Source organism: Bradyrhizobium sp. ARR65, assembly GCF_000472385.1.
Classification (GTDB): domain Bacteria; phylum Pseudomonadota; class Alphaproteobacteria; order Rhizobiales; family Xanthobacteraceae; genus Bradyrhizobium.
Map to the genome: position 1 here is coordinate 1 of NZ_AWZU01000061.1, position 15,698 is coordinate 15,698.

The window sequence follows — 15,698 nt, forward strand, 5'->3', positions numbered from 1 at the left end:
CATCAGCAGTTGAAGGAGGAGCTTGGACTTGATCACTTCGAAGGGCGATCATGGCAGGGCCTCCATCGCCACGCCTTGATGACAATGATTGCCTACGCCTTCCTGCAGCATCGTCGCCTCGCATACGCGAGGCGGAAAAAAAAGAATCAACGGGCCTCCGCCTCAGCCAACCATGCCCGCCGTACGTCACGCCATCGTCGATCTCATGCTTCGGCCGCCGCCTCAACGGTGCCCGTACTGCCGAAAACAAATCCTTGAAAGACAGTGGCGCAAACACATTCTGCCAAAGTAGTGCTAATTAGCTACGCGGTGATCCGCAGGGAAAAGCTCTCGGACGTCCTGAGCGGCATCTTCACCAAGAAGGAATAGCGCCGCCCTATGGACATCGATTTCGAATACGATTCAGATCGAGGCGCTGTTAGCCCGGTGCCGAGAGGCGCCGGAGGCAGCCAATCCTCCGGGCCACCGCGAAGCAGATGAACACGACTTCAAGTAGCCGCGGCGCTCTCCTCTTGCGCTCGCTTGTTGGGTTGCTGAAATGTCGCTCTTGATGAGGAGATTTGGGGTTAGCGCTTAGGCGCTTGGGGAATGATGGCTGGTGTAGTCAACTTCTTACATGGATGATTCCGGAACACGGCATCCAGATCACAATCCGGGTAAGCGTGCCGGGCACAATTTTGACTGGTTCGCACTCGGCGGCGTGTTGGTCAACGATACGGACGAGCACGCAGCGCGTGAGTTACATGCGGCCTTTTGCAGAAAATGGGGCCTGACTTGTCCGATCCATTCTGTTGAAGTGCGAGCGAGGACCAGAAATTTCCTATGGCTCGAAAGGCGACCAAAGCGCAACCAAGACATCTTCTATGAGGATCTCTATCAGCTGAAGAAAGCCATGCCGGTCGTCGGACTCGCCTGTGTCATTGACCGACCAGGCTACAATGCCAGATACCGAGAAAAGTACGGACGTCAACGTTGGTCTCTCTGCAAGAGCGCTTTCACGATCAGTGTTGAGCGAGCTGCGAAATATGCCCGCTCGCTAGACTGCCGGCTTCGTGTCTTACCCGAAAGGTGCAACAAGACCGAAGATCGGATCCTCAAAGGCTACTACAACGACTTGAAAACGGCTGGCCCGCCATTTGATCCCACAACCTCGGAAAAATACCGGCCCCTTTCGGCGGAGGAGTTTCGGAAAACCCTGCTCGAGTTCGATCCCAAAATGAAGACCTCGCCTATGGCGCAATTGGCCGACCTTTACCTTTGGCCGATATGCATGGGCGGCTACAACGCCGACAATCGCCCATACAGGAGACGAAGGAGGATGGCAAATTGATCGAATGTCGACTGCCGCAAGAGGACTGGCCGAACCTTGCGAGCAAGTACTATTGCTTTGACGCCATAGATGAGCCGACCACGGAAAGCAAAAACCCCGCCGGTTAGGGCGGGGTCGGCCACGCACGGTGACCTCGGGGCAGAGCCCGCGCGGAGAATGGCGATTCGGGCTTAAAGTTTCAAAGGCGTGCGGGGCGTTCTGGTCTATTGGTCCGACTACCCGCTGCAGCCGGACGCGCCTGGAGGCCAGCCGGTGGGCTGATGATGTCGGTTAGATTATCGAGCCGAGGTTCGTCCGCGCCGTCTGCGGCCGCCATGGAGCCCAACGTGAGGCCAGATTGACGGACGGCTCAGCCCACGCCGTTTCCGGCTGGTACCTAAAAAAGCCCCGCCGCGGTAGTGGGCGCGCAGGCGGGGTCAAAGTTGCGTCGCTCTGGGATATCACCAGTCCCAGGGCGGCTCTTTTGTAGCAGCAGAATCGCAGACCATTCTGTCCGAAACCCGACACAAGGCCTGGATCATCCGACGCGAATTTTTCGCGCCGAACGCCTCGTATCTTTGGTGTTTCGAATCTCGCCCCGATGTCCTGGTCCCTGACATTCGACGAGCCGATTGAGGTCGCCAAAGGTAAACTGTTGCGCACGCTACGGGACGCGGCCGAGCACGTCACTGGTCTGGCCACAGCCGTTGCAGAGCTTGAGCTGGCAGACCGCAAGTAAGCGGCAAGGTGAGGCCGTCAGGCGGCGTGGTTCCATGGCACAAGCACGTCGATTTCGCTGCTTGGCCAGCGGTTGGCGATGCGCTCAAGTGTTAGGGTGAGCCAGGCGAACGCATCGACGTCGTTCATCTTCGCTGTCTGCAGCAGTGTTGCGATGGTCGCCCGCCGCCGTCGCTGCCCGCAAAGAGGCTGTTCTTCTGGCGCGTTCGACGACGTTGGAGTCGAGCTCTGCGGCCATCAGTTAGAAGCCGTTCGAAGATAGCACGGCGCGAGATGGCGTAGCGGATCGCCTCGGCCAGTTTTGATTTGCCGGAGATCCGCCGCAAGGTCTGCTGCCAGAGATCGAAGAGATCTGCGACGACCGTCGCGGAGACTTGCTGGCGCGCGGCAACGCGGGCGTCGGGGCTTTGACCGCGCACGGTCTGCTCGCCTGCCAGAGCTTCGCCATCCGCTCGAGCGTCGTCGTTGCCACGCGCGAGCTCCCTGCAACATGCAGCTCGTAGAACTTGCGCCGGCTGTGTGACCAGCAGCTAGCCAAGGTGAGGCCATCATTATTGGCTTGGGCTGCACAAGGGACCAGCAACACTCAGGAAAGTTCACATTTGAACGTTTCTACGGGAACCTAGGATCATGCCCTTACGTTAAGCACCGACTGCGTGACGGGGACACTAATTGGAAGAGCTGCCAACCATTCTCGTCGTGGAGGATGACCCTGATATTCAGGGCGTGGTGGAAGACGCGCTGACGGAAGGCGGCTTTCAATGCGTTCTGGTCGCTTCAGCCGAAGAGGCTGTTACCTTGCTTCAGGGTGGCCAGGAGTGTCAGGGCCTCGTCGTGGACATCAGCCTCCGAGGCCGCATGAACGGGTGGGTCGCAACTCGGAGGGCGAGGGAAATGGACCCCACTCTTGCGATCGTCTACATGACTGCTGGCGCAGGCGACCAATGGCCGTCCCAAGGCGTTCCCAACAGCATCCTGCTGCAGAAGCCCTTCGCGCCCGCTCAACTGGTAACGGCTGTGGCCCAGCTCCTCAACACCTCTGGTTTGCCACCTGCATGACCAGATTTGAATGTCCCGGAAGCCAAAGTAGAAAGCTGACGTAACGCGTAGCGCGCCTGTTTCTAGCCGCTGCGGCCGTGCCCCTTCTGTGGTAGCGCGGACCTTTGGGTCAACAGCGACCTCGAACCGAAATTCGTCGCCTGCAAGAAATGCTCCGCGTTCGGTCCCGCCGCGCCGACCGCTGCGGAGGCCACTGAGCGCTGGAACAAACGCCCGCCTTCTCATCTGAGAACTTGTAAATCCATTCCGCCGCCTATGTTAAGAGGGGCATCCTTCCCATGTTCGGACGATCCCTGCCCAATTTCCGCGAGTTGCGCACGCTGCGTGATGCCGTCAATTACATCACCAAACTGCCAAGGCGCGGACGCGCCGGAATGGCGCCCGGCGATCGAGGCGCTGATGCTGGCGGCTGAACACGGCGGCGACACCATGTTCCCGAGGACCCGGATCATGCGGGCGCTGTATCCTGCCGGTGACGTGCCGGGGCCGCGCAAGAAACGGACGAAGAAATATCGGATCGTAAGATGAGCATGAGACGCGCCGGTCGAGGCCATGGTCGGCTGTTGACGAGGGCGGACGATTCCGGTCTTGGAGATTTCCGAGCATGAGCCCGAAGCGCAAACATCAGCCGTCGTCGAGCTAGGCGCAGCGGGAATTGGATCAATCGATCTGGAAGATCGCCAGAAAGGCGCCACGGCGAAGAGGCGGAACATGAAAGCTGTCAGGTGCGGCTTTCAGAGATTGATGATGTACCTCGCAAAGCAGACGACCCCGACGAGAATGAGGACGAGCGCGCCCGAGGCCAAGAGGTCTATGGTGCTCATTGCACAAGCCCGTTTCGATGGCGCCTCGCCGGCAAGCCTTTCCCGAGCCATCGGGCAGGTCGATCCGCGCGCGGGGCGGAACGTCAGCAGTTCACCGTTGGGGCACGCTCCAGCGACCTACTCGTGTTGGAGCTTGGATCAACAACAGCACCGACTGTTGCGGTCATCGGCGCGAGAAGTGGCTTCGTCTAGCGGCGCAGAAAGGACCTGACGTCTTTCCTCAAAGTCAGCCTTATCGATCTCGCCATGGGCAAAACGCTCCTCCAGAATGCTTAGCGTCGAAGACGCCTTGTGCTTTGCCGCTCCTGTAGACCTGCCGCCGCAGCAATAGTTTACATCTACCATGGGCCGAAATTACACAATATCGTGTAGTAGCTGATAAGTTAGCCATCGATACAGGTCAACGACATGACGAAACAGACCACCTTCCGGTAACCCGTGCTGGCCCAGGCTTGCCGCTCGGCCGCTGATCTCATCGGTGCAGACCAGTGGGCTCGAACGGACCCTCAAGGTGCTGGCGAACGCCACCCGCTTGCGGCTGTTGCACGCCTTGTGAGGCAGCCCGGCCTGTCGGTGACGGCGCTGGCCCAGGCGGTGGCGATCGAGCCCCAAGGCCGTATCCAATCAACTACAACGGCTGGTCGACAAGGGAATCCTCAGCAATGTCCGCGATGGCACGAATATCCATTACCGGATCGTCGATCCCTGCGTGATGAGCCTACTTGATCAAGGTCTTTGCCTGACGGAGGACACATGGGAACGTCGGTCCAGAACGTCGCGGACACGAACCGCGGCGACGGCTTGAGCGAAGCCGCAAGGCAGCTTTAGGAGGCAGCCAACTCGACGGACCCGGAATAGCCAGGCTCACCGAACTGCGCGGCTATTGCGATCAGTACCAGTGGGAACGGCACTCGCCGGTTCATACTATCTGGCTCGGGCTGGCGCGTGGGTGGAAGTGAGGTCGTTCGAGGAGAACGTCTGACCTCAAAGCACTCAGTTCTTTGTTTCGATTGTCGACGATCACCGCGCTCCAGCATTCGAACCGCGAAGCACTCGACTTGCCCTGCTCGGCCGGCCATCGGCGGAAATGATCTAATCGCGTCAGGCCTTTGCACTATCTCAATCGGCCATTGCTATATCCCATAATTTGTGGGAATCTGTCCGGGAGCGCCGGCTCGGAGCCACGGGTTTCTGATTTTCACGCGGAGCATTGGATGAGTATTGACTGGCAAGAACCGATCGCACGCATGTTGGGGCGCATGGAAGATACGGCTCGGCAAGTAGGCCATGCCTATCCACATTGGGCAAATCCGGAGAGTGGCCGTTGGACGACGACTTCAAACGGGGATTGGACCGGCGGATATTGGTTGGGGATGCTTTGGCTCGCCTCTCGCGGTCATGGTGGCGAACGCTTCAGGACTCTTGCAGAGCAGGGTTGCGCCCGTCTCGAGCCGCGAGTGAGCGCCGACACCGCGTTCAAAGCGGCGACCTTCTATTACGGGGCTGCGCTGGGCTCTCTGCTCGCCGGCAGTGAGCGCGCCCGCATGCTGGGCCTTGCAGCGGCGCGAGACCTCAAGCAGCGCTATAATCCGAAGCTTGGTCTGGTGCCGCTCGGCACGAATGCAGAGGAAGGTTCGGACGTGGGAGCGACCGCAAGCAGCGTCGACAGCTTGGTGGTCTCACTGCTGTTATTTTGGGCAGCTCGAACCGCCAATGATCGAGAGATGCGTGAGGTCGCTGCCAATCATATGGACAAGGTAGTGGGAGTCCATCAGCGCGAGGACGGCTCTTTTATCCAGTCGTCCTCGCTCGATCCTGCGACTGGCGAAACTTTACGGCGCTACACACACAAAGGCTACAGCGCGAACAGCGTATGGGCGAGAGCACAAGCGTGGGGGGTCGTTTGCTCGACAATTAGTTACTTCTCGGGCGGCGGCGAAGCGCGATGGCTTCAAGCCGCCATGAAGGGGGCCGACTGGTGGATCGCCCACGTTCCAGGTGATTGCGTGTCGTACTGGGATTTTGACGACCCGAAAGCGCCCAGCGTCGAGCGGGACACTGCCGCCACGGCCTTCATGGCATCGGCGTTCCTAAAGTTGAGCTCGATTGCACCGTGTGAGAGCAAGCGGCAACAATACCGCTGCGCCGGTGAACGTACCGCTTTGGCGCTTGTCGAACGTTATCTCACTCCAGTCGACAAGAACGATAAACGTCCGCCGGGTATGCTGGTCGAGGGATGTTTCAATAAGCGCGAGGATTCTCGAGCTGAGGACTACGTCAGCAATGCCGAACTAATCTTTGGTAGCTATTACCTGTTCGAGGCGCTTCATTTGCTAAGTGGTAGATTGCTGCCTGCCGAGATCTAGAATAGTTCTCGCTCTCGCCGGAGGTCGCGATTGATTGAGTGAGGTGTCGGACTTTTTTGGCGAACTCCGCCGGGGAAGTCCCCAGTCTGGCTGGTTTGGCCCGATTAGCAAGGAGCGATGTTAAGGAGAGTGAGTGTCTTGACCTGCGACTTGTGAGATGAGAGTTCGCACGGCGCGAAAACCTCGGGCCGAGGCAGGATTTCGAGCGGTCGATCTGGAACTTGTCCCCGGTGCCCCACATAAACTCGGCGTCGTCGTAGGTCGTGTCGATTGCGCCAGGTCCTCAGCATACGCGATTGACTCCGGACGATTGGGCTGATTGAGCTACCTAATCAAAAATTGAAAGGTGTTGTACCGCAGTGAGGCGGAGAGCGCCGAAATCGGCAATCGCCTTACTCTGGGGCGCCGTGTGCCGCTCTCCCCAGAACGGAGTGAGCGGACACCGGCAGGCGCTCCTTCTGGAGAAGGCACGCAGTTTGCGCTAGTTACCCACGTAGACGCAACCTCGTTTCTTGGCGATTTGATAGACCGCTACGCTCGATAGCGCGACTAACGATCCGTAGATAGGAAACATCCAAGACAGGTTCTCGCGTTGCAACCATACGAGCAAATACGGTGTGGTGCCGCCGAAAAGGGTCGCGCCGATCGCATAGCCGAGCGCGACGCCGGTAGTCCGCACCGTGCGCGGCATCAATGTCGTGGCGATGAAGTTGTAGAGCGCCATGTTGCAGCCCACCATAGCTCCCCCGAGCAACATAACGATGGAGTAGGTCAAAAGACTCTGTTGCGAATAGAGCAGCGTCAGGAAAAAAGATGGGATGAGTAGCAGGCGCATCATTATGAATGCGCGCGATGGCCGCACTTTATCTGCAAAGGCACCTATGGATGGTGAGAACACCATCCAGGAAAATCCCATCAGAGTAAGGATCCCGTACACCCAGGTGCTATTCTCTTTGAACACCCCATTGGCGATGTTTGGCAAACCAAAATTATACGTATAGTTCGCAAGCTGCACGGAGCCGACCACCAGAATAGCAGCGAGAAGCGAGAGCCGCACGCGCCAGAGCGTCTTCCACACGCCACCGGTTGTTTCCTGAATGCGCGACATCTCATCTGCGCGATGCATCGCGCGAGCGATCAAAGTCTCTGGGATGGCTTGGCGAAGAAATATAATGACCAAGCCAAGCCCGCCCCCAACCGCAAACGGCACCCGCCAAGCCCAGTCGCGCATGACCTCGGGAGCGACAGAGGCACTCACCAGAAAGGCGACCAGGCTGGCTCCGATTGAGCCCGCCATGACGAATGTACCATTGATCAAGCCAAGGTACCGGCCCTCCTGACCTGGCGGTGCCAACTCAATCGCGATCGCGTTAGCGACCCCCGCCTCAGCGCCGGTCGCAAGCCCTTGCGCTAGTCGAAGAAGAACCAGCACCACAGTAGCTACGGTGCCGATGTCCTTATATGCGGGCAACACCGAGATCAGAAAGGAGGATAACGCCATTACCGTAACCGCGATCATCATGACGCGTTTGTGGCTGATGCGGTCTGCGATCGGACCGAGCAAGGCCGCTCCTACGGGTCGTGCGACAAATCCCGCTCCGAACACTGCCAACGCTCCGAGCAGTGAGACGATCGGATCATTGGAAGGGAAGAAGTGCGGCGATAGAAACGCCGCCATGAAGCCGTAGACCTGCCAGTCATACCACTCCAGTGCGACGCCTCCGCCGAGGCCAATTGTCATGGACTTCGTTGTAACTTGCTTTTCGGGCTGAATGAGTGCGACGGACGGTTGTGCAATAGTTTGCATGTGTCTGCTTCCGCTCTGATGCAAATTGTTGAGTTAGAAGGCAATCGATAGCGCGCGGCCGTCACTCCTTGGCCTTACCGAGCCTGAGCGACACGTGAAAATCCACAGTAGCCATCACTTTGAGGAAGCCCACGCAGATCGCGAACGGCATGGGCGAAAACGGATGCAGACGTGATCGGAGGCGGTGACTTCGCCTTTCCCTGGCGGATATTTCACATGGCGGCCCACACATGCGAGCTTGTGTCCCATTCCCATGGTCCCTCCTGTTGCAAAGCGTCCTTCTGCGGGACGGTTAGGTTGTTCTGCATTCAAGGCAGGACTCAGAATCCTCTTTTCGGACCGAGACCTCCGTCCGGCTCGCTGGACCGAACACCCCTGCTCGCTTAAGCGGTCGCGCGAACCGACATCGTCGCTGCGATCGTCGCGATCAAAAGGGGCCAGAAAAGTTGAATGCGAAACTTGCGCTCAGTCCGCCCCTGGTCGGCCGCAAAGGATTCCGGGACAGACCAAAGCGCTTCGAGCGCGTGGCTGGAGGATTGACGCGGACTGCGGGTGCGGCCACCGCACCGGTCGCATAGCCTGCATCCATTCATGTTCCCTCTCCCGATCGGCCGGCATCTCTGTGCACCAGCTCAACATCGATCAGCAGATCAGCATGATGCCGAGCCAATGTCAACCTATTGCACATAGCAATTTAGCTTTGGGATATATCAATACCCCGATGCGGGTCACGGCGCGCATGCGCCCAGGTGTCGACCATTGAAGAACCTGCGTAAAAACCCCTAGCCGAGCTACAGATTGCCCGCCCGATTGACCTATCTCAATTCAGGTGCCAATCTGGAGCTGCCGCAATCGGCGGCGGCTTTGATCTGGAACTCCAACCCGTGCGATTACTGCAATTTGTATCCGCCGACGGCTCCCGCCACGTTGCAGCTGTGCTAGCTGGCAGGTCGGCCCCTGCTTTGGTGAAGAACGCCACTAGCGTGCGCGAGTTGGCGCTGGAGGCCAGCCGCTCGGGGCTGTCCCTCCTCCAGTGCGTCGAGGGCCATGGCTTCGGCGACCAGGTCGATTACGATGCGATCGTCACAGAGAAGCGGCTACTGGTCCCTCTCGACCACCCGGACCCGTCCCGGTGCATGATTGCCGTCACCGGCCTTACACATCTAGGTAGCGCTGAGTCGCGAGAGGCCATGCACGCGAAGTTGGCAGCGACCGACTTGTCGGATTCTATGCGGATGTTCAAGCTTGGTCTGGACGGCGGAAGGCCTTCACCGGGATCGATCGGCGTGCAGCCGGAATGGGCCTATAAGGGCGATGGCTCCTGGGCAGTTGCACCCGAGCAACCGCTAGCCCTGCCCTCCTATGCCGAAGATGGTGGCGATGAGGCCGAAATTGTCGGGCTCTATGTCATCGGCGATCAGGGCGAGGTTCTCCGTGTGGGCTTCAGCCTTGGCAACGAATACTCAGATCATGTGATGGAGCAGAGAAATTACCTTTATCTCGCTCATTCAAAACTGCGGCAATGCTCGTACGGCCCTGAGCTGTTAGTGGGCAATCTTCCGGATCAGGTTTGCGGAACGATTCGCGTGTTGCGATCCGGCTCACCCATTTGGTCGGGGAAGTTCGTCTCAGGCGAGAGCAACATGTGCCACTCGATCGCGAATCTTGAGCACCATCACTTCAAATACGACGCCTTTCGACGTCCAGGCGACGTCCACGTCTATTTTTTTGGCGCGAGCAGTTTAAGCTTTTCGGATGGCGTCAAGCTCCGCGGCGGCGACACTTTCGAGATCGAGTCCCCGACATTCGGCCGGGCCCTGCGCAATACCATCGTTGAGGATGCGCGAGAGCGAATTGTGAAGGCGCGACCATTGTAGTCGACCTGGCCGAAGTTTGGGATAGCGCAGATATAATCTTCTAAGATAAGCAATTGAAATGCAGCAATGGCAACCTCAATTACGTTCTGGCAATGCCCCGGTCTTTCTCCGCTTGCTCGAGGCTGTCGAGCGGGACATAGCGGCAGGAGTCCTCGCCGCTGGAACGAGGCTACCGACCCAGCGTGATTTGGCGGAGAAAATAGGCCTCAGTGTCGGCACTGTGATCAAGGCCTATGCGGAAGGTCAACGCCGAGGTCTACTTGTTGGACAGGTCGGTCGAGGAACGTTCGTCGCACCACAGCGATCGAGCTCCGCGGCGCTCGGGAAGGTCGTCGATCTCAGTCTCAATATTCCGGGTCCATCGCTGCTCCCGAAGGTGCTTGCCGAAAGCTCATCAACGTTCCCGACGGCCGATATTTCGGATTACGTGGGGTATCTCTCCCACTCGGGTATTTCAGAGCACCGGGTGCAACTGGCGAACCTGTTTCGCGAGGCAGGTTTCGAGGCCAATCCGGACAACCTCGTCATTACAAATGGAGCGCAGCATGGGATTGCGCTGACGCTCAGTTCGATCTGTCAGCCGGGAGACAAAGTCTTCGTCGAAGCGGCCACCTACCATGGCATGAAGTCGTATGCGCATTTCGCAAAGCTCGAGCTGGTCGGGCTGCCGATGGACGGGGAAGGACTGCTTCCGGGACCGTTCGACAAGGCGGCCGCGGCGGGCACCGCGCGGGTGCTTTTCGCAATTCCGACCATACAGAGCCCCACGGCGAGGATTATGAGCGCGACGCGCCGTCGCGAGATTGTACGAATCGCACGCAAGCGGGACATCCTGATCATCGAGGATGACGCCTATGGGTTTCTTCACGAAGCGAGCGAGCCGCTTGCCTCGCTCGCGCCGGAGAGAACCTTCTACGTCAACACCCTGTCGAAGTGCTTGGCTCCAGGCCTACGGATTGGAATGCTCGTCGTGCCCGAGCAGTATCTCGCCCAGATTCATCAAGCCATGCGGGCCACATGCTGGATGGCCTCGCCGATCTCGTCTTTCATTTTATCGGAGTGGATCCGGACGGGAACGGCCGCCGGCGTAAAGCAATCTCTGATCCAGGAGGCCAAAAAACGAGTGAAGCTCGCCTCCCAAATACTGCGCCCGTATATACGTTCAGATCATCCGGCGAGCTTCCATGTCTGGCTGGACCTGCCAAGCGAGACTGCGCAGCAGGTGGCAGCCCGGTCCTTGCAACGGGGGGTCATCACTACCCCTCCCTCGGCTCTCTTGGTCGAACCTTCCCTGATCTCGGGGCTGAGGATCTCGATCGGCGTTCCGGAAAACATCGAAGACCTCGAATGGGCTCTCCGTCAGGTCGCGACCGCTTTAGAGGTCGGCAATGAAGCCAACATGTCGATCATCTAAGTTGCACGGCAGAGACTGAACTCTGCCGCCCCCTCGAAACTAAGCAGCTGCACGGGCGATCGCGACTGCCCATCGGCTCCAGATGCTAAGCGAGGCAGGCGAGCTCGTTCTGCTCGCCCACCGGCCCAAGCAGCAGCTGTCTCGCCAAGGGCTGTGCGCCCATCGCGCGGGGCTTCAACGCAAACTTCTCGGTGTGGCGCTTATGGAGCGTGTCCGTCGAACGTGTAGGCGGTCTTTACAGTCGTGTAGAACTCTGCCGCATAGCGCCCTTGCTCGCGCGGCCCATAGGATGAGCCTTTGCGCCCCCCGAACGGCACGTGGTAATCGACCCCCGCCGTCGGCAGGTTTACCATCACCATGCCGGCCTCGGCGTTGCGTTTGAAGTGGCTGGCATACTTTAGGCTCGTGGTGCAGATTCCGGAAGACAGCCCAAATGGCGTGTCGTTGGCGATTTCCAGCGCCTCATCATAATTACGCGCCCGGATCACCGTTGCCACGGGCCCAAAAATTTCCTCGCGTGCTACTCGCATCCGGTTGTCCACTTCTGAAAACAGCGCTGGCGATAAGTAAAAGCCCGGCGTATCCCGTTTCAGTAACTCACCGCCCGCCACAAGCTTGGCCCCTTCGTCTTGGCCAAGGCGGATGTACTTCAGGTCTTGCTCCAGCTGGCGTTCGTCGACGACCGGGCCAATGTGCGTGCCGCCCTTGCAGGCATCATCCACAACCAGCGCACTCATCCGCTCCCTCATAGCCGCCAGGAAGGCGTCATGAATACCGCCTGTCACAATAAGGCGAGAGGAAGCCGTGCAACGCTGGCCGGTCGAGAAGAACGAGCTGTTCACAGCGCATTCAACGGCGAGCTTCAGATCGGCGTCGTCGAGCACCACCATTGGATTTTTGCCGCCCATCTCCAACTGCATCTTCTTCATCGGATCTGCAGAGATGCAAGACTGGGCCACTCGCCGGCCTGTAGGAACGGAGCCTGTGAAGGAGATCGCCGCCACCTTCGCTGCTGAGCATTGCTTCGCCGACGACTCCGCCACTGCCCATCACGAGGTTGAACACGCCCGACGGTAGGCCGGCACGCACGATGATATCGCACAGTGCATGTGCCGAGGCGGGCACTAATTCGGCAGGCTTGAACACAACCGTGTTGCCATAGGCAATTGCGGGCGCGATCTTCCAGGCGGGAATCGCGATGGGGAAGTTCCACGGGGTAATTAGGCCGACAACGCCGACCGGCTCGCGGGTAATCTCGATGTCTACACCAGCGCGCACGGAGCCCAGCTTGTCACCGGAAAGTCTTAAGCACTCGCCAGCGAAGTAATGGAAGATCTGGCCAGCGCGAGTGACCTCGCCGACACCCTCTGGCAGGATCTTGCCTTCCTCGCGCGAGAGCAGGCGCCCGAGTTCGTCCTTGCGGGCAAGAAGCTCGTCACCCACCGACTTTAGGATGTCGTGGCGAGCCTGGATCGTCGAGCGAGACCAGGCCGCAAAGGCACCGTGAGCTGCGTCGATCGCCAGCTTGGCATCCGCAGCCGAGGCTTGGGCGTACTCGCCTATGACGTCGCGTGTGTCTGACGGATTGACGTTCGCTGCTACCTTCCTGGCGTAAAGCCATTCGCCCGCAATGTAATTGTTCGGCATCTTTAACATCCGAGATTCGATGAAATTTCGCCTAGCGCAGTGAGCTCATCTCGCTCTGACAGGGCCCTGGCTTAGATCGCACGGAATATTGGGATATAGCAATTGGAACGATTGGTGCAGTATATTATTGACCGAAAACGGGCGTTGAGATAGCGTCTTCGGGCCCGTGCAAAGCGGGCTTACAGCTCCGCTCAACTCCAAGAGGCCTGACGTGATCGATGAAGCAAATGGCTCGGATAGCGCGGGCGCCCTTCGCGGCCTAGTCGTCTTGGAAGTCGGCATGGTCATGCAGGTGCCACTAGCCGGGCAGGTATTGGGGGATCTGGGCGCAGACGTCATCAAGATCGAGCGACCGCAGGGTGACATCACGCGCGGCCTTGACTTTGAGGCCACCCGTGTTGGCGGGATGAGCGCGTACTACGCTGCGATGGGCAGGAACAAAAGAACGCTTGCTTTGGATTTGAAGAACGCCGCGGCTTTAGAGATCCTGCTCAGTCTAGTCGATCGCGCAGATGTATTGATGCACAACTTTCGGCCCGGCGTCATGGAGCGATTGGGTCTTGGTTATCGCGAGCTTAGCGCGCGCAATCCGCGTCTTATCTATGCTGCCGGCTTTGGCTTCGGGGAAGCTGGTCCTCTTGCAGATCGTCCAGGCCAGGACATGCTAGCGCAGGCGTTCAGCGGCTTGGCGCGGGGCGGACTTCAGAAGCACCAGCCTCCCCAGCTCACGAACTCTCCTATTGTCGACTATGGAGCGGCCATGTCGCTCGTCCAAGGCATTCTCGCGGCCGTGATTGAGCGTCAGAAATCAGGTCTCGGCCAAATGGTGTCGACGTCACTGTTCGACGTTTCACTTGCGATGCAGCTTTGCGAAATCGCCAGCGAGAGCATTTATGGCGTGAAAACCAACTGGATACGTCAGGCCATGCTCGCCAGGACTGCTGATGGGTGGGTCGCCGTCGTGATGCTATTTCGGGACAATCCGCTTGGCTTACTATGCCAGGCGCTTAACCTCCCGGACATAAGCACCCGTCCCGAACTCGCCACCCGCGAAAAGCAGATCGAAAATCTGGCCACTATCCAACGGCATTGTGAGCCCGCCTTTGCGGCTTTGGCGACCGCCGAAGTGCTTGAGCGCTTGGCGGCCGTGGATCTTCTTTGTTCAGCTGTGAATGAAATTCCGGAGGCGATCAGCCATCCGCAGGCAAATCAGAACGGCATTATGTGGCAGGTTGAGGTGCCCGGACGCGGACGGGTTCCACTCGCCGGGCTCCCAGTCCGTCTCTCCCGAACCCCTCCGGGTGTTCGGATTCAGCCGGCCTCTATTGGTGCCGCAACCGATGAGGTTCTGTCTTCCTTTGGCTTGTCCGAGCAAGCGATCCAGGAGGCACGAAGCAGAAAGGCTTTCGGCTAGCGCCAAGAGCCAAGGTGTTGTCGGCTGTGTTGCCCGTGCTCAAAAGGCGCCGCCCACGCCTATCGTGACTGCTCGAGGCATGGACGACGAAATACAACAGGCAACTTTGAATACTGCTTCAGTCTCATAGAGGGTGTCAAAGCTAGGCTCTCAATGGTTCTCATCGCGATCCGAGCTGAGTCGAAAATCCAACCTTTTTACCCAGCTATTCGGGAGACTCCTTGCGTGCTTCCAAATTCCGAACTTGTACTTTCGACCTCCCCGCTCCCGCACGTCCGCCTCTTGGCCATGAATAGGCCGACAAAGCGAAACGCCCTCAACAATGAGCTTATCGCTGCGCTTTCCTCCGCCTGCCGCGATGCCGTGTCGGATGAGGCCGTCCGCTGCATAGTGCTTTGTGGCACTGATACCTTCTTTTCTGCCGGAGCGGACATTAAGGAAATGCAGCAGCGCGGCTTCGAAGCTATCAACAACCCAGCCCGGCGCAACGATTGGCGGGACATCACGAACTGCCCGAAGCCGATTATTGCTGCCGTAGAAGGGGTATGCTTTGGAGGCGGCCACGAGCTTGCCATGCTGGCCGATATCGTCATCGCAGGCGAAGGCGCGCTCTTTGGGCAGCCCGAGATCAACATCGGAATTCTGCCGGGCGATGGCGCGACTCAACGCGTGACCCGCGTGGCGGGAAAATCCCTTGCAATGCTGATGATCCTTGGTGGCGAGCCTATTTCGGCCCATACTGCCATGCAGGCGGGCTTGGTTGCCGAAGTCGTCCAAGCAGGCAAAGCGCGAACGCGAGCGCTCGAGATCGCGGATCTGATCGCGCATAAGCCACCGCGCTCGGTAGAACTTGCCAAAGCTTCGGTTCTCGCCGCCTACCAAACGACCCTAGATGCTGGTGTAGAATTTGAGCGGCAAGCGATCCGGGTTGCCTTCACCACCTCTGACCAGAAGGAGGGAATGAACGCTTTCTTTGAGAAGCGGTCACCAAAGTACGAAGGAAAGTAAGACTCATCTCTTAGCGTTACGGCAATACTGGAGGAGAGCAGTTCGCCGGCTCAATATGGGTGACGAGCATAGAAAAATGCGAGGACTGAGACGCCTCCCGTACATTTGCTATAGCCCGTCAGGGGAATGCTATTTGCAGCCGAGGGAAACGGCTTTTCCTGATACTCACCGTCAGATGATTGAGGCTTCGCTAAACCCAAGATGATGGCCCCCTACCCGAGACCAGGCGCGGCGT

General features: G+C 58.7%; 11 protein-coding genes and 3 pseudogenes. 9 read left to right on the plus strand and 5 right to left on the minus strand.

Annotated features, from left to right (window positions below; all coding sequences use genetic code 11):
- Positions 1–258 (plus strand): annotated as a pseudogene (locus F758_RS48700) (IS701 family transposase); the annotation flags it as partial.
- Positions 259–616: 358 nt separating this feature from the next.
- Positions 617–1,330, plus strand: coding sequence for a DUF3800 domain-containing protein (locus tag F758_RS45505; RefSeq protein WP_084306005.1), 714 nt, complete (start codon positions 617–619; stop codon positions 1,328–1,330).
- A 735-nt stretch (positions 1,331–2,065) separates the two neighbouring features.
- On the opposite strand, the gene F758_RS53575 is transcribed toward F758_RS45505, so the two are convergent.
- Both F758_RS53575 and F758_RS45510 read right to left on the minus strand, forming a co-directional pair.
- Positions 2,066–2,176 (minus strand): transposase domain-containing protein, encoded by a 111-nt coding sequence (locus F758_RS53575; protein ID WP_502689212.1) that lies wholly within the window; start codon positions 2,174–2,176, stop codon positions 2,066–2,068.
- A pseudogene (locus tag F758_RS45510) lies at positions 2,173–2,633 on the minus strand (IS66 family transposase). The gene F758_RS53575 and the pseudogene F758_RS45510 overlap by 4 nt, the downstream one beginning before the upstream one ends.
- 86 nt (positions 2,634–2,719) lie before the next feature.
- On the opposite strand from F758_RS45510, the gene F758_RS0137750 reads away from it, so the two are divergent.
- Both F758_RS0137750 and F758_RS53580 read left to right on the plus strand, forming a co-directional pair.
- On the plus strand, positions 2,720–3,106 hold the full coding sequence (locus F758_RS0137750) for a response regulator (RefSeq protein WP_024512698.1): 387 nt from the start codon (positions 2,720–2,722) through the stop codon (positions 3,104–3,106).
- Between the two features lie 69 nt (positions 3,107–3,175).
- The gene (locus F758_RS53580) at positions 3,176–3,634 is read left to right on the plus strand and encodes a Lar family restriction alleviation protein (protein ID WP_502689213.1); all 459 of its coding nucleotides are present in this window, start codon (positions 3,176–3,178) and stop codon (positions 3,632–3,634) included.
- A 434-nt stretch (positions 3,635–4,068) separates the two neighbouring features.
- Here the strand turns inward: F758_RS53580 and F758_RS53585 are convergent, their stop codons facing one another.
- Positions 4,069–4,275, minus strand: a complete 207-nt coding sequence (locus F758_RS53585) for an SHOCT domain-containing protein (protein WP_157450354.1) — start codon at positions 4,273–4,275, stop codon at positions 4,069–4,071.
- A gap of 869 nt (positions 4,276–5,144) precedes the next feature.
- On the opposite strand from F758_RS53585, the gene F758_RS0137765 reads away from it, so the two are divergent.
- Positions 5,145–6,296, plus strand: a complete 1,152-nt coding sequence (locus F758_RS0137765) for a glycoside hydrolase family 88 protein (RefSeq protein WP_157450355.1) — start codon at positions 5,145–5,147, stop codon at positions 6,294–6,296.
- Positions 6,297–6,777: 481 nt separating this feature from the next.
- Here the strand turns inward: F758_RS0137765 and F758_RS0137770 are convergent, their stop codons facing one another.
- The gene (locus F758_RS0137770; protein ID WP_024512700.1) at positions 6,778–8,103 is read right to left on the minus strand and encodes an MFS transporter; all 1,326 of its coding nucleotides are present in this window, start codon (positions 8,101–8,103) and stop codon (positions 6,778–6,780) included.
- An 884-nt stretch (positions 8,104–8,987) separates the two neighbouring features.
- Between F758_RS0137770 and araD1 the strand changes: the two genes are divergently transcribed.
- On the plus strand, positions 8,988–9,980 hold the full coding sequence (araD1, locus tag F758_RS0137780) for an AraD1 family protein (protein WP_024512701.1): 993 nt from the start codon (positions 8,988–8,990) through the stop codon (positions 9,978–9,980).
- 58 nt (positions 9,981–10,038) lie between these two features.
- The gene (locus F758_RS0137785) at positions 10,039–11,394 is read left to right on the plus strand and encodes an aminotransferase-like domain-containing protein (protein WP_024512702.1); all 1,356 of its coding nucleotides are present in this window, start codon (positions 10,039–10,041) and stop codon (positions 11,392–11,394) included.
- Positions 11,395–11,594: 200 nt separating this feature from the next.
- On the opposite strand, the pseudogene F758_RS45515 reads toward F758_RS0137785, so the two are convergent.
- Positions 11,595–13,050 (minus strand): annotated as a pseudogene (locus tag F758_RS45515) (aldehyde dehydrogenase family protein).
- Between the two features lie 202 nt (positions 13,051–13,252).
- Here F758_RS45515 and F758_RS0137795 point away from each other — a divergent pair.
- Both F758_RS0137795 and F758_RS0137800 read left to right on the plus strand, forming a co-directional pair.
- Complete coding sequence (locus F758_RS0137795; protein WP_157450356.1) at positions 13,253–14,455, plus strand: CaiB/BaiF CoA transferase family protein; 1,203 nt, start codon at positions 13,253–13,255, stop codon at positions 14,453–14,455.
- A gap of 288 nt (positions 14,456–14,743) precedes the next feature.
- The gene (locus F758_RS0137800) at positions 14,744–15,463 is read left to right on the plus strand and encodes an enoyl-CoA hydratase-related protein (RefSeq protein WP_051387160.1); all 720 of its coding nucleotides are present in this window, start codon (positions 14,744–14,746) and stop codon (positions 15,461–15,463) included.
- The last annotated feature ends 235 nt before the right edge of the window (positions 15,464–15,698 follow it).

Excerpts from the sequence above, each read along its gene's own strand:
- F758_RS0137785 (WP_024512702.1), top strand. The coding sequence starts at position 10,039 with ATGCAGCAATGGCAACCTCAATTACGTTCTGGCAATGCCCCGGTCTTT.
- F758_RS0137765 (WP_157450355.1), top strand. The coding sequence starts at position 5,145 with ATGAGTATTGACTGGCAAGAACCGATCGCACGCATGTTGGGGCGCATG.
- F758_RS0137770 (WP_024512700.1), bottom strand. The coding sequence starts at position 8,103 with ATGCAAACTATTGCACAACCGTCCGTCGCACTCATTCAGCCCGAAAAG.
- F758_RS53585 (WP_157450354.1), bottom strand. The coding sequence starts at position 4,275 with ATGGTAGATGTAAACTATTGCTGCGGCGGCAGGTCTACAGGAGCGGCA.
- F758_RS53575 (WP_502689212.1), bottom strand. The coding sequence starts at position 2,176 with ATGAACGACGTCGATGCGTTCGCCTGGCTCACCCTAACACTTGAGCGC.
- F758_RS45505 (WP_084306005.1), top strand. The coding sequence starts at position 617 with ATGGATGATTCCGGAACACGGCATCCAGATCACAATCCGGGTAAGCGT.
- F758_RS0137800 (WP_051387160.1), top strand. The coding sequence starts at position 14,744 with ATGAATAGGCCGACAAAGCGAAACGCCCTCAACAATGAGCTTATCGCT.